This is a genomic window from Ktedonobacter sp. SOSP1-52, assembly GCF_016587395.1.
Window position 1 is genome coordinate 1,413,672 of the sequence record NZ_BNJH01000002.1, and the last position, 15,254, is coordinate 1,428,925.

14 protein-coding genes are annotated in these 15,254 nt (G+C 56.0%); 9 read left to right on the forward strand and 5 right to left on the reverse strand.

What is annotated here, in order from left to right; genetic code table 11:
* Window positions 1-19: 19 nt before the first annotated feature.
* Together JMJ16_RS21545 and JMJ16_RS21550 are read right to left on the reverse strand one after the other, a co-directional pair.
* Window positions 20-655 carry a TetR/AcrR family transcriptional regulator gene (locus tag JMJ16_RS21545; RefSeq protein ID WP_201384885.1) on the reverse strand — a complete coding sequence of 212 codons (636 nt, stop codon included), beginning with the start codon at window positions 653-655 and terminating at the stop codon, window positions 20-22.
* A 188-nt stretch (window positions 656-843) separates the two neighbouring features.
* On the reverse strand, window positions 844-1,683 hold the full coding sequence (locus tag JMJ16_RS21550) for a glycerophosphodiester phosphodiesterase (RefSeq protein WP_201384887.1): 840 nt from the start codon (window positions 1,681-1,683) through the stop codon (window positions 844-846).
* 177 nt (window positions 1,684-1,860) lie between these two features.
* On the opposite strand from JMJ16_RS21550, the gene speY reads away from it, so the two are divergent.
* From speY to JMJ16_RS21590, 8 genes are all read left to right on the forward strand, one after another.
* Complete coding sequence (speY, locus tag JMJ16_RS21555) at window positions 1,861-2,994, forward strand: deoxyhypusine synthase (RefSeq protein WP_201384889.1); 1,134 nt, start codon at window positions 1,861-1,863, stop codon at window positions 2,992-2,994.
* Between the two features lie 337 nt (window positions 2,995-3,331).
* On the forward strand, window positions 3,332-3,772 hold the full coding sequence (locus tag JMJ16_RS21560; protein ID WP_007910412.1) for an S-adenosylmethionine decarboxylase family protein: 441 nt from the start codon (window positions 3,332-3,334) through the stop codon (window positions 3,770-3,772).
* Between the two features lie 606 nt (window positions 3,773-4,378).
* Complete coding sequence (gene speB / locus JMJ16_RS21565; RefSeq protein ID WP_201384891.1) at window positions 4,379-5,257, forward strand: agmatinase; 879 nt, start codon at window positions 4,379-4,381, stop codon at window positions 5,255-5,257.
* A gap of 163 nt (window positions 5,258-5,420) precedes the next feature.
* Complete coding sequence (locus tag JMJ16_RS21570; protein WP_201384893.1) at window positions 5,421-6,398, forward strand: hypothetical protein; 978 nt, start codon at window positions 5,421-5,423, stop codon at window positions 6,396-6,398.
* 428 nt (window positions 6,399-6,826) lie between these two features.
* Complete coding sequence (locus tag JMJ16_RS21575) at window positions 6,827-8,032, forward strand: hypothetical protein (RefSeq protein ID WP_201384895.1); 1,206 nt, start codon at window positions 6,827-6,829, stop codon at window positions 8,030-8,032.
* A gap of 192 nt (window positions 8,033-8,224) precedes the next feature.
* Complete coding sequence (locus JMJ16_RS21580) at window positions 8,225-9,169, forward strand: 4Fe-4S cluster-binding domain-containing protein (RefSeq protein ID WP_201369032.1); 945 nt, start codon at window positions 8,225-8,227, stop codon at window positions 9,167-9,169.
* Window positions 9,170-9,585: 416 nt separating this feature from the next.
* Window positions 9,586-10,575 carry a polyprenyl synthetase family protein gene (locus tag JMJ16_RS21585; protein ID WP_201384897.1) on the forward strand — a complete coding sequence of 330 codons (990 nt, stop codon included), beginning with the start codon at window positions 9,586-9,588 and terminating at the stop codon, window positions 10,573-10,575.
* A gap of 34 nt (window positions 10,576-10,609) precedes the next feature.
* Window positions 10,610-11,356, forward strand: a complete 747-nt coding sequence (locus JMJ16_RS21590) for a ubiquinone/menaquinone biosynthesis methyltransferase (protein WP_201384899.1) — start codon at window positions 10,610-10,612, stop codon at window positions 11,354-11,356.
* Window positions 11,357-11,438: 82 nt separating this feature from the next.
* On the opposite strand, the gene JMJ16_RS21595 is transcribed toward JMJ16_RS21590, so the two are convergent.
* Window positions 11,439-13,112 (reverse strand): protein kinase, encoded by a 1,674-nt coding sequence (locus JMJ16_RS21595; RefSeq protein WP_201384900.1) that lies wholly within the window; start codon window positions 13,110-13,112, stop codon window positions 11,439-11,441.
* Between the two features lie 493 nt (window positions 13,113-13,605).
* Window positions 13,606-13,920, reverse strand: a complete 315-nt coding sequence (locus JMJ16_RS54540) for a hypothetical protein (protein ID WP_236601652.1) — start codon at window positions 13,918-13,920, stop codon at window positions 13,606-13,608.
* Here JMJ16_RS54540 and JMJ16_RS56065 point away from each other — a divergent pair.
* Complete coding sequence (locus tag JMJ16_RS56065; RefSeq protein ID WP_255553225.1) at window positions 13,919-14,047, forward strand: hypothetical protein; 129 nt, start codon at window positions 13,919-13,921, stop codon at window positions 14,045-14,047. The two genes, JMJ16_RS54540 and JMJ16_RS56065, sit on opposite strands and share 2 nt — an antisense overlap.
* A 331-nt stretch (window positions 14,048-14,378) precedes the next feature.
* Here JMJ16_RS56065 and JMJ16_RS21605 read toward each other — a convergent pair whose 3' ends face one another.
* Entirely contained in the window at window positions 14,379-15,215 is an 837-nt protein-coding gene (locus JMJ16_RS21605) for a P-loop NTPase (RefSeq protein ID WP_201384904.1), read from the reverse strand.
* Between the last annotated feature and the right edge of the window lie 39 nt (window positions 15,216-15,254).

Below are 15,254 nucleotides of genomic sequence, written 5' to 3' on the forward strand. Positions count from 1 at the left end.
CTATTGTATGTCCTTTCGTTCATTTTCCAGGCTGTAAGGATCGCGTCCCAATTCCACTCAGGAGCGCATCTACAGCCATTTCTGGCTCAAAAACTGTCTGTGTATTGGGAAAGAGCAGTTCGGTAAAGAGGTTGCCATATGCCAGAGAAATGACAATCTGATAGAGGATAAACGTCGCATCCATATCCTGACGCAGCTCACCACGCTCCTGGGCGCGTTCGACAACCTGGCGAAACTGCTGCAAACGCGGAGTCGCCAGTTTGTCATAAAAGGCCTGGTAGATCTCGGGTCTTGACTTGATCTCGGCAATCATTTTGGTAAGCAACTTGCCCATCAAGGCATTGCGCTTAAAAAGTTCGTGTGCTTCCTTAGCAATATAGAGCAAGTCATCGCGAATATTCCCTGTGTCGGGCAGAGGATGCTCGCCGCGAAACAGGTCCAGCGCCTCTTTGATCACATTCTCTTTTGAGGACCAGCGACGGTAGATGGTGGTCTTGCCCACCCCGGCCCGCTCAGCAATCGCCTCGATACTCAAGCCCTGAAGACCCTCCTCGGCGAATATTTCGAGCGTTGCCTCCAAAATGGCCTGGTGGGACTGGACGCTACGCGGACGCCCAGCCTTACGCACCGCCAGCCCAGGTTCAGTTTCATTCATCTACAGTCGCTCTCCTCTCTCCCTCTTTTGACGCTTTACAAATTCAAATACGATACGGTAACGTATCTATTAAAGGGAGTATACCATTACAAATTACGAAACGCAACGGCATCGTATCATTATCATCAATAAATAGGCCATCATCACGCGAGGCGAGTTCCCTACCATAGATGTGGCTCAGTAGCGGGCTAACGCAGGCCCATCTCGATCAGTAGCTCTTTCATGAGGTCGGGGCGGTTGGTGAAGAGGCCGTCAGCGCCTAGCTCGATAAGCTGGCGCATCAAGGGCTTGTCATCAATCGTCCAGTAGTAGAGGTCCATGCCCCGGCGGTGCGCGCCCCGGATCAGGGCTGAATCTTTCAGATTGACGTTACTATGGACATCGGGAATAGCCAGCAACGTCGATTGGCGACGATAGAACCAGGGCAGGCGCGCCTTATGGGCGAGTACAAAGCTGGTCACCTCGGGCTGGCCCGCGCCAGTTGCCACCTTGCCCCCGCTCAGCTTTTGAAAGCGCGTCACAATCTCCTGTTTAAAGGAGGAGACGATCACGCGCCTCTCCATGCCATATTCCTGGATCAGCGCCCAGAGCTTCTCCTCAATCTGGGAGGGACCACCTTTGGGATAGGTATCTTTGACCTCGAAGTGCAGATAATACTTCGCGGCATACCTGCTGAAGATCTCCTCCAGGGCGGGGATGTAGACCCCCTGGCCGCGATAGCTATAGCGTCCCTCCAGGTCGCGGAAATGATAGCCTGCGTCCAGCTTTTGCAACTCGTTCAGGGTATAGGCGTTCACACGCCCACTCCCATTGGTGGTGCGATCCACCGTCGCGTCATGGATGCCAACGATATGCCCATCCCTCGTCATATGGATATCGATATCCAGAAAATCGACGCCACCGATGGCATCGGCCACATCGAAGGCCGCCAACGTATTGGTCGGCGCCAGCAGCTCACCCCCCTGGTGCGCAAAAATATACGGCTTCTTCAGCTCAGGAAAGAGGTTTGACATATTCTGTATTACCATAGTCTTTTCTTTCGCATACGTTAATTGATTAAATAATGTGGGCTGGTGGGCAGGCTGCGCCCACCAGCCCACATTATATAACCTCTTGCCAGGAGTATTGTTCTGTCATATCCTATAGGGCATTGGCATCACGCCTCCCAATGTTTTATATTCCCATTCCCGGAAAGGACTTTTTCGATGTCGCATCATGACTCTCACCATACAGAGGACGAGCAGCACCAGCAGCACCAGCCAACGCAACAGGAGTATTTAAGCGGGCAGCGCATTTTGCCTAACCGCGTCCGGCCCAATATGACGATCACCGAGTTGATGGACGAGCAGTTCCAGGCCTATAACTCCGCGCGCCTGCACGAGGCGTCGCGCCTCTTCGTGGAGAAGATGCTCAATCCCGAGCAGAATACGACCGTGGGCCTGACCATGGCGGGCGCGCTGACACCTGCTGGCCTGGGTGGCTGCCTGATTACACTGATGGAGTATGGCTTCATCGACTTTATCGTGAGCACGGGCGCCAACCTCTACCATGATATGCACCACGCCCTGGCCCTCTCGCTGCATCGCGGCGACTTCCGCCTCGACGATACCAAGCTCCAGGAAGAGCATGTCGTGCGTATTTACGATATTCTCTTTGAGGATCGCGTGCTGCTGGATACTGACGCCTTTGTGCGCGAGGCTCTCAATAGCCTGCCCAATCGCCCCATCGCGACCTCTGAGCTGCACCATCACCTGGGCACTCAACTCCTTAAAGCAGGCGTCAACCCGGAGTACTCGGTGCTGGCCCAGGCCGCGGCCTGGAATGTGCCAATCTACACCTCTTCGCCCGGCGACTCCTCGATTGGTATGAACGTGGCGCGTAACGCCCTGGAGGGCAGCAAGCTCACCCTCGATCCCCTGGCCGATGTCAACGAGACAACCGCCATCGTACACCATGCCGACCAGAACGGCGTCATCATCCTGGGCGGCGGTAGCCCCAAGAACTTCTACCTGCAAACCCAGCCTCAGCTCTGGGAGGTCCTGGGCATCCAGAAGGGTGGTCACGACTACTTTATTCAGATTACCGCCGACGCGCCCCACTGGGGTGGGCTCTCGGGCGCGACCCCCTCTGAGGCCGTCTCCTGGGGTAAGATTAAGCCCGATCAACTCAATGATACCGCCGTGGTGTATGGCGATTCTACCATCGCGCTACCCCTGCTCACCGCCTATGCCGTCAGCAAGGCCCAGCCGCGCCCGCGCAAGGAGCTGTACGCAAAACGCGAAGCACTGCTAACAGAACTCAAAGATGCGTTTGAGGCCCATAAGCAGTTTCGACCGTAGAATAGACTCGATCTAATCACGAGTCTGGTTTCTCATTAGATGGAGACCCACCTGGCAATTAGGTAGACAAGGAAGCAAACAGCCAGGTGGGTCTCGACTGGTGTTTAGGTGGAGTGCGACTGGTGTTTAGATGGACCCTTGCTGGTGTTTAGGTGGAAGAAAGCTTGTTATTAGATACAATTTCGTCCTATTTTCTTTGCATTTTCTTGACAACCTAATATATAATATCACTCGTGCGTAAAATTTGAAGAAGCGATGCGCACCCGAAGTCTCGGCAATCGTGGCTCCTTATAATTCGGAGGGACACGCCACGCTTTTAACCCGGAGGAAGTAAACGATGCTTGTACATTTGATGTTGGAACTCTACAACTGCGCCCCCGAAACCCTCAATAGCGAGCCCCTGCTGCGTCGCGTTCTCGACCAGTATCCTGATCGCGTAGGCATGGAAAAAGTCAGCCCAGTTCACCTGTATGATATTGAAACATCTAACCCACTAGATGCTGGTATGTCTGGTTTCGTGGTCATCGCTCAGAGCCACATCAGCCTGCACGCCTGGCCCGAGTATGGCGAAGTAGACATCGACATCTGCTCCTGCAAAGAGTTCAGCCAGGAAGATGCCATCGCCTTCGCCAAAGAAGTCTTCAAAACCGACGACGTTGAGTCCCATTTCATCGTGCGCGCAACCCGCTCCCTACGCCCCGACGAGCCAGATCCAAAGCGCCTTGAGGCCGCCATGGAAGCTCGCCGCGCCAAGAAGGCCGCCGCGGAGGTGCGCTAAAGGCAACAAGCGCAAGGCGAAGAGTATCCCTTCGGGTTTCCTCTGCCGCCTCAAATTCTACTGATAATAGAGAGTAAGGTGCCGTTACATCGTAGTTACAGCGTTCTTACTCTCTATTTTATTTATCAAATTTCTCTCCAAAGCTCTTCTATAGTATTCATTACCTCCTCTACATGCCTCTCCCCCTTGACAACTAGCGCCCGTCTGCTACCATATGCACGTAATAGAGAACGCTGCGCTCATTTTTATTGCCTGTGGTGAGCCTCAAAGGTCAACGTTTTCTCTACGTCAAGCATAATTACATCAGAGCTACGGCTCTCCTCGCCACCTGGCGGTGGCTCGCAGGGGTTAGGGGATGTTGTGGGCGTGGCGAATGCCACGCCCACAACATCCCCTAACCCCTGCGAAGCGCCGTAGGCGCAGAGAAAGGCCTTACCAGGCTCTACTGCTCTGTCAACATTGATTGGAAAGGTGGGGAGTGCAGAGGGGCTGACGCCCCTCTGCGTCTAAATCCCCTCCCGCCGTAGGCGGCTTGAAACCTTTCCAATGAAGATTGACAGAGTACTACCTGGTGAATTACAGAAAAAAATAAAAGGATAGAGATACATGGAATATTCTTCCATTAGCCAGTTTGGTGCCCCTGATGCCCCCCACTGCAATCCAGAGACGGCGCAGGTCACTATTATTCCCGCGCCACTAGAATATAGCGTCTGTTATATGAAAGGGACCGAGCATGGTCCCCAGGCCATTCTCGATGCCTCCAGCCAGATGGAGCTGTACGACGAAGAGCTCGACTGCAGCCCCATCGAGATCGGCGTCTATACCCGCCCCGTCCTCGACTATAGCGGCATGGACCACGCCGAGGCCCTCAAGGCAACCGGACAGGCCGTCCGTGAGACCCTGGAGAAGGGCCAGCTCCCCCTCATCCTGGGTGGCGAGCACTCGCTCTCCGCACCCTGCATCGCAGCCGTTCACGAGAAGTATCCCGACCTGACGGTGGTGCATATCGACGCCCACGGTGACTTGCGCGACGAGTACGAAGGCACCCCACTCTCACACGCCAGCATCGAGCGCCGCGTGGTGGATATGGGCATCCCCCTGCTGGAGATCGGCATTCGCAGCTTCAGCCCGGAGGAGGCCGAGTTCCTCAAGTCCGGCCCTAATGTCGCTGTGGTCTGGGCCTACCAGATCGCCAGGGGCATCGCACAGATTCCCTGGGAGCGCCTGGGCAAGCACGTCTATCTGACCATCGACCTCGACGCCATCGATCCCAGCGAGATGCCCGCTGTTGGCACGCCCGAGCCGGGTGGTCTCTCCTGGTACCAGGTCCTCGACCTCGTGCGCGAGATCTGCCAGCGCAGCACGGTCGTCGGCATGGACGTCGTCGAACTCTGCCCCATGGATGGCCAGACCCGCGCCGACTTCCTGGCCGCCAAGCTCGTCTACAAAATGATCGGCTACCGCTTCAACCCCAACCAGAAATAGCATTGTAGGGACCATGCTGGCATGGACTTATTCGCGCAGAGCGAGCACTTCTGCTGGCGAGGAGAGTCCATGCCAGCATGGACCCTACTCGTGGCAATCTTCCAGGCGTTCATATACAATACAAAGAACTTGTTAAGAAAATCTTGTATGGAGAGCACACCTTATGCGCCAGCTTGCCCAGAAGATCACATCCACTCAGCCGCGTATGCCTCGCAGTTTCTTCCTCATCGCGCTGAGCAGCCTCTGCCTCCTGCTCCTCGCACTCGGCCTGGTGGCCTGCGATTCAGGGACCGCGAAGCAGAAACAGATCAAGACGATTCAGCAGGCGAAGGCCAACAAGCAGGTCACCTATAGCGTCGATCCCCAGGACGTGGTTATCCGCACGCTCTATGGCGGAGGACTCAAAGGCTCGCTCTCGCTCAGTCCGGTGCTCAGCATCTATGGCGATGGCACCTACATCCTGGGAACTGAGCGCACAGGCAAGCTCACCCCCGACGCCCTGCAACAGCTCCTCGACGCACTCGTCAACACCTACGATCTCCCCGATTTCAGCCAGAAGCAGTTTATCGACATTCAGGACCTCAACGCCACCTATCTGCAACTCGCGCTCAACAACCAGCAAACAGAGTTTGCTTATGGGAGCTTTGGCTACTACCAACCCAAAGCCCAGGAGCTTGACGAGTATACCCGCCTGGGCAAAGCCCTGACCGCCATCAATAACGCCGTCAACGCAACAAGCAGCCAGCCCTACAAGGCCTCGACCTACGCCCTCCTGGCGCGCAGGACCTTCAGCGCCGATCCCCAGCGCGACTACCCCTTCTGGCCCCTAAGCGACTACACGCTAGAGCAGGCAGCCACCTATGAGTGTGGTAGCATTCCTCCCAATGAGAACACGCCCAACCTGGAGACCCCTTGCCTCAAGTTCACCATCCCCAGCCACGCCCTCCTGCTCAACCACGGGCAATACCAGAGTCTCAAAGCCAGCCTGAACGGCAATAGCGGCACCATGAGCGAGGCTGGACTCTACTACACCCTCACCCTGCGTCCCCTGCTCCCCGACGAGACACAGACCAAAGCGCTCGCCATGTTCGGTAGCCAGCAAACCCAATTCACACCCATTCCCCTGGCCTTTGCACCATAGCCCAAACATATACACACACTGGAAATAACAGAAAAATAGCTGCCAGCCTGGCGTCATGTGAAAGGTTTGCTACAAGGGATCGGCATACATATCTTCGGTCACTCCTAAAATACAATCTCTTCTATATTAAGGATCGCACTACTCAAACCCTCTTGTGGCATTTGCGCTGACCTCTGGGAATACATAGTGCTTCCGGGTGTGTTTATGTTACTGAATAGTCGGCCGAAGAGAAATATGGTATACTGTAGGCAGACGCGCCCCCCTACATAGAAGCATCGAACCCTACACGCTCTTTATGCGCGTCAAAGGATTTTTTCGAGGTTGGTGTGGCATGACCGACGGGAGGGACAAACGATCTTGCCGTTATCCACCATTCTTAATTACATTACATACCCCCATAACAAGAGAAGACACTTTTGAAAGGAACTATGACCAGAAACTTCAATCCACAGCGAAGAGATGGCGCGCGCCCACCGTACCGCGATTCATCCTCTTTTGGTAAATCTGATGGTCAGCAACAGGGCAATACTCAACGCCCAGGCAAAGTACGCCTCAATCGCTCCATTGTTGATCGCGCCTGGCAAAATGGGGCCCAGCGCAATCACGCAGACTACCGCCCACGCACAACCAGCAACAACTCATTCAATACGCCTTCTAATGGTCAGCACTCCCGTCCCAACCATTACAACGGCAATACCGGCGCTCCCAACTATAATCGCCCCAATCAGCATACTGGCTCTCGCCCCGGATTCTCCTCTCCATCACATGACCAGGCCCAGTATCCAGAGCGTCGACGTCCCTACAACAACAATAATAATACGAATACGCCAAATTTCGCGCGCCGTGGCAATGAACAGCCTGAATGGGAGTCGGGGCAGGAGCGTTACCCCTCCCATGGCGGACCTCGCCCACATGGCGGCCGCTTCCAGGGTTCAACTGGCCCTCGCCGTCCCTACGGTGCAGGCCCCAACCGTTTCGAGCAGGACCAGGCACCGCGTCGCTTCGAGCGCGATTCTACACCTCGCCGCTTCGAGCAGGATCAGCCTCCTCGCCGCTTCGAGCGCGATTCTACGCCTCGTCGTTTTGAGCAGGATCAGCCTCCTCGCCGCTTCGAGCGTGATTCTACGCCTCATCGCTTTGGCCAGGACCAGCCTCCTCATCGCTTCGAGCATAATTCCGCTCCCCGGCGTTTTGAGCAGGATCAGGCACCGCGCCGATCCCACACAGGTCACTTCGAGGGCGACTACGAGTCGTTTAACGAAGAGGCTCGCACGCCTCGCCCACGTAACTTTCGCCAGGCCGAGAAGACTCAGCAGCCTGAGTTCCATGTGACCCGCCTCCCCGATGGACGCGTGCTCAAGGGACCTCGCCCGGTACAGCGTCGCAACGCCGAGTTCTGGACCGGGATCGACGAGGACGCCGATAACTTACTCAAGCCCGTCACACCAGCCGAGCCTGCCGAGGGGACACCAGCCAAGAAAAAAGTGGCCAGGAAGCAGGATGCAGACAAGCCGTCAGACGCGAAGGCCAGAAACCCTCGCGCGAAGAAGGCTACCAAGGGTGAGAAGAAACCACGCACACCTCGGGGACCTAAGCCCTCGCATCCCGGCTATAAATGGCCCTCACAGGACTAAGCTACTGGCTCGACACATAGGGTATACTAGGTATATCCGTTGACCAGGACCTGGCCCTAGAGGGTCAGGCATACAAGAACAATTCACGTAAGAGTGTCCGGTCATCGCAGAGAAGGCTGGGCACTCTTCTTAGCGCTAAAGGCGTCTTGACCATATCCGATCATTTCGCAATCTCGCACTTGGAGTTGCCAGATGCTTTATCCCAGTTACCTTCAACTCTATGAAACCGGTGAACTAGCCGAGCGCGCGGCTGCTGCCTGGGAAGTCCTACGCAGTTGTACTATCTGCCCACAGAACTGCCGCTGCAACCGTATCGCGGGCAAGACTGGCGTCTGCCACTCGGGGACCGAGGCCATCGTCGCCTCCTGGAACGTCCATCGCCGCGAAGAGCCGCCCATCAGCGGGACGCGGGGAGCCGGAACCATCTTCTTTGGCTACTGCCAGGCTCGCTGTACCTACTGCCAGAACTTCTCGCTCAGCCAGGGCGGCCTGGGCCATCGTGTCACCCCCGAACGCCTCGCGGACATGATGATGTATTTGCAGAAGAAACGCTGCCACAACCTGGACCTGGTGACTCCAACCCACTTCGTACCACAATTCCTGGCAGCCCTGGTCATTGCCTGTGAAAAGGGGCTACGCCTGCCGATTGTATACAACTGTGCAGGCTATGAAAACCTGGAGACATTAAAACTCCTGGACGGCGTCATCGATATCTATTTACCCGATGCCAAGTACTCAGACAACAAAAACGCACTGCGCACCTCGAAGATGCCTCGCTACGTGGATTATAACCAGGCGGCGCTCCGCGAGATGTACCGCCAGGTTGGTCCCCTACAGCTCGATGAGGAAGGCATAGGAAGACGTGGGCTGCTTATCCGCCACCTGGTCATGCCTGAGGATATCTCTGGTACACGTGAGGTCCTGCGCTGGATCGCCGAGGAACTAGGGCCAGATACTCCCATTAGCTTGATGGATCAATACTTTCCCGCCTGGAAAGCCGTCAACGATCCCGTGCTCAATCGACGCTTAAGCTGGAGCGAGTACCGCACGGCCCTCGATGTGCTCGATGAGTTCGATTTCACCAATGGTTATGTCCAGGAAGACCTGGTCGAGATCGATACCACCGCTGAGGTGTAATAAATTGGTGTCATGGTGTGGAGGTGCCAGGCGGTCTGCAGACCGCCTGGCACCTCCACACCATGACACCAATCGGGATAATTGGAATACCTTAACAAGCTTGGACAAAGCGCGTTATAATCAGATTACTACCTATTAGAAAACCTGAGCGCGAAGCGCTAGCCGCGACAGCGGCGTTGGTTTTCGCATAAGAGGTTAGTAACTACCTTGTTAAACTTTAACATAGCTCTTTTTTATGATCGTTCGTACCTATAAAGTCGCTTGTTTCGCCTTGTCAGAGCGCTGACAGTCAGGGGATGCCTTAGTACTGTGCCTACAGACATCCAAAGGCAACTACCTCCTTATGCGAAAACCAACGCCGCTCACGCGCTCAGGTTTTCGGGAGGCACTACCATGAGGAAATGGAGAATCCTACCATGAACACAACGGCCACTTTGAGCCGACTCTTTGCCGGTATCCAGGCTGATCTCGACACGGTCGATAAGACGTTTCAAGAGCGAGCAACCTCAGGGCTGACGATCCTCAACTCGGCCTCGATGCATGCCCTGGGCGCGCCAGGCAAGCGACTGCGTACCGCGCTCACCCTGCTGGCTGGCAAACTCAATACCTACCGCTTTGAGAAGCTGCTACTCTTGAGTGTGGCCTTCGAAATGACGCATCTAGCTACGCTCATTCACGATGATATCGTTGATGAGTCGAGCACCCGGCGCGGCAACCCCACCGTCAATGCCCTTTTTGGCGATAAGATCGCGATCCTGCTTGGCGACTACTACTTCGCCAAAACGGCGGGCCTGATCGCCGACATCGAGGACCCCCGTATCGATCACCTCTTCTCCGACACTGTCGCCACTGTCTGTGAGGGCACCATCCTGGAGATGATGACGGCAGGCAATATCGATCTGAGTAAAGAGACCTACTATGAGAAAACCAGGAGCAAGACCGCCTGCCTGATGGCCGCCTGTAGCAAGGGTGGCGCGATCATCAGTGGCGCGACCCCGGAAGAGATCGAACTGATGCACGCCTATGGCATGCACCTTGGTACCGCCTTCCAGATCATTGATGATATCCTTGACTATACCCAGGATCAGTCAACGATTGGCAAGCCCGTGGGCAATGACCTGCGCCAGGGCATGGTCACGCTCCCCCTCATCTATGCCTTGCAGGATGCGCCCCAGAACGGGCATTACCAGCAGGTGAAGACCCTGCTTGGGGAGAAGGTCCATAAAGACGAGGAGATCCGCGAGATCGTGGAGTGGGTCACCCAGGGCAACGGCGTGAAGCTGTCGCTGCTGGATGCTCATGCCCAGGCCAACAAGGCGCGCGAGGCCCTCTATCACTTCCCAGCCTCGCCCGACCGCGATGTGCTTGATGAACTGATCGATTTTGTCCTGATGCGGAAGAAATAACTATTCATAAACTCTACAAGGATGCCTCTTAGCTATGTCTGCAAAATTGTCTCTCGAAGAAAAATTTAAGGAAACTGGCGGCAAGAAGCCCTATGTGCGGCGTCTCTTTGGGCGTATCGCGGGCATCTATGATCTCATGAACCGCCTGATGAGCCTGGGACTCGATCCCTACTGGCGCAAGCGGGCCGCACGCTACCTGGCCCTGGCAACTGGCGAGACTGGCCTCGATCTGGGCGCGGGCACCGCTGACCTCTCGATCTCGGTCATTCGCAACTCGGGACCCGGTACCCATATGATCGGGATGGATATCACGCCTGAGATGCTGGAGGTTGGCGAGAAGAAACTCAGGCGCATGGGCCTGCAAGACCGCATCGAGCTACGCGTCGGCGACGCCGAGAATATCGATCTCCCCGACAACAGCGTCGATGGCTGCTGCTCCGCCTTTACGGTGCGCAACCTGACCAATATCGGCAGGGGCTTCAGCGAGATGCTGCGTGTTGTGCGCCCCGGCGGGCGCGTCGTCTGCCTGGAGATCAGTCACCCACCTGGCAAGATCTTCGGTACGCTCTTCTATCTCTACTTCTACAAGCTTGCCCCCCTCTTTGGCACCATCCTGGGCAAAGCCTTCGAGGAGTATAACTACCTGCCCAACTCACTGACGACCTTCCCCAAGGCTCCCCGCGTCAAGGAGATCATGGAGGAGGCCGGCTGGCGCGATGTGCGCTACTACTACCTCAACGGTGGTCTCGTCGCCATCCACGTCGGCACCAAACCCGAGTGAGCAGGGCCGCACGTGGCCCGACGCTGCAAAAGCCCGTATCATTATATGAAGACGCGTGCTTCAGTAGCGTTGGGCCTCTTTCTCATAGAAATCCCTGGCTGGCCCAGACCAGGACAATCACACAGAGCATGATCGCGCCCAGCCAGAGCAGGGATTGCAGCAGATCGTTGCCCTCGCTCATGGGCGGGAGATCCTCTGGCTGTGGAAGCTGTGACTTATCTTCATCCTCCAGGTCACCAAGCATGCTGGGGAGCATCTGGGCCACGCTATCCGTCGAGCGACGCTCGCCCGGGAGGGCGCTATTAAAAGAGACCGGGGCCACGCTGGTAAACGAGGCGCCCGAGGCCGAGACAATCGCTCCCATGCTCGATGTCGTCCCCCCCATGCGCCAGGACAGCAGGTCCTGCTTCAGTTCAGCGGGACTTTGATAACGCTGAACAGCCAGGGGGCGCAGGCCACGCGTAAGTATGGCATCTAACCGCGACGAGACCTGAGGTGCGACCCGCCTGGCGGGCGTAATCGTATTGCTCGCTGGATCATGCTCAGGCGCTCTCCCCGTCACAGCATGATAGGCTGTCGCCAGCAGCGAGTAGAGATCCGAGCGCACATCGAGTTTACCACTTCCCATTTCGGGCGCGGCATAGGGCGAGAGGCGCGCCTGCTCCCGGTCAACCTCATACTGCCCCCCAGAACCAGACTGCACAACCGAGAAACCCGTCAGCGCGTATTGCGCACCATAGCGGCTGATTACAATATTTTCGGGACAGATCAAGCCATGCATAAGTGGGGGCTTTTGCGTTGAGAGCGCCTCCAGGACCTCCGCGATATGCACACAGAGGCACACAACCTCCTGTTCAGAGAGAGGCCCTGCCACGCGTTGTAGGCGTGCTATGAGCGTCTCGCCCTCCAGTGGCTCAAAAACAAAGAAGTTGCGCCCATGCTCCATAAAGGCATCCCAGAGTGCGGGGACACGCGGAAGGCGACCAGCCTCCATCAGGGCCACGGTCGCGTTCCGTAGCAGGGCCTGGGTGCGCTCGCGTCCCTCCGCCAGTTCAACCTCTTTGATTAGCACCAGGGCACCCGCGCGCTGAGCATCCTGGGCACGCCAGGTCGTTTCATAGGTACCTGGCTTCCACTCATGACGCGTTTGCGACTCGCTCAAGCGATAGCGCCCATTCCGCAGAAGGGACCCTGAGACCAGGACGGGCGCGTCAAAGGTTCCTGGCTGACTGGTATCACCCAGCGGGCGCGCCCCCATCCCTGAGCGAGCAGACTCGCCACCCGCCTGCTCGATACTTCGTAGCGACGCAACATTATTGGCCAGGCGGTTCACACGTGCGGGCAGCGACGATGGCGAGAACTCGCTGCGACCAGGCTGGGCCGGTAAGGACTGAGAGCGCAAAGGTGGGGTCATCTGCGGGTAACCCGTCAGAGCCTGCGCAGAGCGAGGCGTCGCGTCCGGGGAGCGCTGCCCCCCCGCCCCCCCCGGACGCGATAACGATCCTGGAACCGCCTGGGATACTCCAGGTGGAGGCGTAGCAGCGTAGCGCGCCTGCCGCACACGCTGCTCATTGCGTTCTCGCAGGGGACTGCGCGCTTGAAACGTCGAGGCGGTCGCCGTTGCCTTGCGCGCTTCGCCACCCTCATCTTCAGGGGGTGAGCCTTGCGTCTGCGTAGCCGCCGCGTCCTGGGCAGCGGTCCCCGTACTCGTCACTGGGACAAACATTTCACACCGCTCACAGGGCTTCTGTGTCACATCCCCCTCATAACCACACCGCGGACACACCATCTCTTCTTACCACCTCTCAACTCGCTAACAGATCAAATGCTCCTTCGATAAATTGATATGGAGCGGCGAGCTATCCTTATACAGGCCAAATGATTCCAAGAAAATAAAATAGCATACTGACTCTTCAAGTATAAGCTTACGCTCGGAAGGTGTCAATATACGTATCTACTTGTACTATTTTATCTCCTGGACTGAAAAATTTTCTATCTTCTTGTGCATCAAATACATAATTATGTTACGCTAATCTTTGCCTTTGCGGCCAAATAAATGAGAAACAATTCTTTGTGCTCAAAAACGTGAGAGAGCTTTTTTGAAAGCTCTCTCACGTTTTTGCAACTCTCGATTTCGATATCGAATGCCAGTGGAGAGGTAGACGCCCTCACCAGTGCCTACAATGAGGAACCGACTATCTCTCCACCTTGGGAGCGTTTTTGGGAGGAACGCTCAAAACCTTCGCTGATTAGCGGCACTTCCCGGCTGGCATGACCATCTGAGACACCAGGGTGTTTGGACTTGTGACCAATACGCCTCCCGGCGCTGGATAGGTATGGTCACCTGGAAGACTTCCTTGCCATGTGAACGTGTAGTTTGAGAGGTACTGACCAGGCAGAATAGTTAACTTTTCCGCCGTTTGGGAACGCCCATTGTTGGTGGTATAGGAGAACACAATCGTTCCCCCATTTGGGCCTGAGACGATATGAAAGACGGCATTGTAGGTGACTTGAATATAAGAGCCGCATCTCCATAGCGAGGTGGTGCTTGGGGTGACAGACATGTCAATGCTTGTTACCCTGAAGGTTGAGGCGTTCGTCGTGATCACATTGGTTGAACCGCTCATCCTGACTACATTGGTTGAGGCGTTCGTCGTGACTACATTGGTTGAAGATGCTGAGTGTGAGTGAGATGGGGAAGTTGTTGCTGCATTAGCTATACGGCTACCTATGACACTCCCAAAGGATACTATTCCTACTACAAGCAAACAGACTATGATGGCGAATGTTTTCCTTGTCCTGTTGTCGTTCCACATTGAGGTACCTCCTTTGCAGAACCCCCGTAGACGAGAGTGGGCTGTGTTTGGCCTTCTCGTTTGATATCGTTACCCAACATGAGCTGCGACATCAAAAACCTACTACTCTAGTAATGCTTGCAATTGTTATTTCGTTCCGGTCCAACACATCATCTTCCAAAGAGTTGCTAAAATAGTGTCTGTGAAGATGCCCTTTACTTTCTCCTTCATGCTTCCCCCTCTCGCTCTTCGGCGAGACGCTGGGTGACCTTCTGTGCCATTTCGCTAAAGACGCGTGCCGCCGCCGATTCGGGCATACTTACGACCACTGGATAGCCCTGGTCGCTCATTGAGACCACGCCGGGGTCCAGGGGGATATCGCCGAGAACCGGAATGGAATCAAGGGCATTGCGCTGCTCAGTGCTACGAGGAAAGACCTCAAATAGTTCTCCACAGTGGGGACACAGGACGCTCCCCATGTTATGCACCACGCCCAGCACCGGCACATGCGCGCGCTGGAACATCGCCAGCGCCTTGGCGGTATCGATGCGCGCTATATCCTGGGGCGTCGTGACCAGGACCGCGCCATCCACAACGAGCTCACGGCAGAAAGTATCCTGCGGCTCGCTCGTGCCGGGTGGCAGGTCAATCACTAAATAATCCAGCTCGCCCCAGTCCACGGAGAAGAGCAACTGGCGCATCAACAGCCCCAGCGCATCGGGCATCGGAGCCACCGCCTGCTCCTCACCTATAAAGAAACCTACTGAAATAATTTTAACACCATAGCGCGTGAGTGGCTGAATCTTGCGCTGCTGAGTCTTGAGGTCCGCCAGGGGCAAAGCCGCGCTCCAGCCCTTGCTCTCCGACCGCTTACGCACTCCTAACATCAAGGGAATACTGGGACCATAGGCATCGCCATCCAGCAAGCCCACAGACGCTCCCTGTTTCGCTAACGCGACCGCCAGGTTGACGCTGACCGTCGATTTACCCACGCCCCCCTTCCCGCTTCCCACAACCAGTAACGCACCAATATTCTCCAAACGCTTGCGTGCTTCTTTAGGCATCAGAATTACACTCCTTGTCTCTTTCTCAACCTTATCCCG

Excerpts from the sequence above, each read along its gene's own strand:
- JMJ16_RS21545 (WP_201384885.1), bottom strand. The coding sequence starts at position 655 with ATGAATGAAACTGAACCTGGGCTGGCGGTGCGTAAGGCTGGGCGTCCG.
- JMJ16_RS21550 (WP_201384887.1), bottom strand. The coding sequence starts at position 1,683 with ATGGTAATACAGAATATGTCAAACCTCTTTCCTGAGCTGAAGAAGCCG.
- speY (WP_201384889.1), top strand. The coding sequence starts at position 1,861 with ATGTCGCATCATGACTCTCACCATACAGAGGACGAGCAGCACCAGCAG.
- JMJ16_RS21560 (WP_007910412.1), top strand. The coding sequence starts at position 3,332 with ATGCTTGTACATTTGATGTTGGAACTCTACAACTGCGCCCCCGAAACC.
- speB (WP_201384891.1), top strand. The coding sequence starts at position 4,379 with ATGGAATATTCTTCCATTAGCCAGTTTGGTGCCCCTGATGCCCCCCAC.
- JMJ16_RS21570 (WP_201384893.1), top strand. The coding sequence starts at position 5,421 with ATGCGCCAGCTTGCCCAGAAGATCACATCCACTCAGCCGCGTATGCCT.
- JMJ16_RS21575 (WP_201384895.1), top strand. The coding sequence starts at position 6,827 with ATGACCAGAAACTTCAATCCACAGCGAAGAGATGGCGCGCGCCCACCG.
- JMJ16_RS21580 (WP_201369032.1), top strand. The coding sequence starts at position 8,225 with ATGCTTTATCCCAGTTACCTTCAACTCTATGAAACCGGTGAACTAGCC.
- JMJ16_RS21585 (WP_201384897.1), top strand. The coding sequence starts at position 9,586 with ATGAACACAACGGCCACTTTGAGCCGACTCTTTGCCGGTATCCAGGCT.
- JMJ16_RS21590 (WP_201384899.1), top strand. The coding sequence starts at position 10,610 with ATGTCTGCAAAATTGTCTCTCGAAGAAAAATTTAAGGAAACTGGCGGC.
- JMJ16_RS56065 (WP_255553225.1), top strand. The coding sequence starts at position 13,919 with ATGTCAATGCTTGTTACCCTGAAGGTTGAGGCGTTCGTCGTGATCACA.
- JMJ16_RS54540 (WP_236601652.1), bottom strand. The coding sequence starts at position 13,920 with ATGTCTGTCACCCCAAGCACCACCTCGCTATGGAGATGCGGCTCTTAT.
- JMJ16_RS21605 (WP_201384904.1), bottom strand. The coding sequence starts at position 15,215 with ATGCCTAAAGAAGCACGCAAGCGTTTGGAGAATATTGGTGCGTTACTG.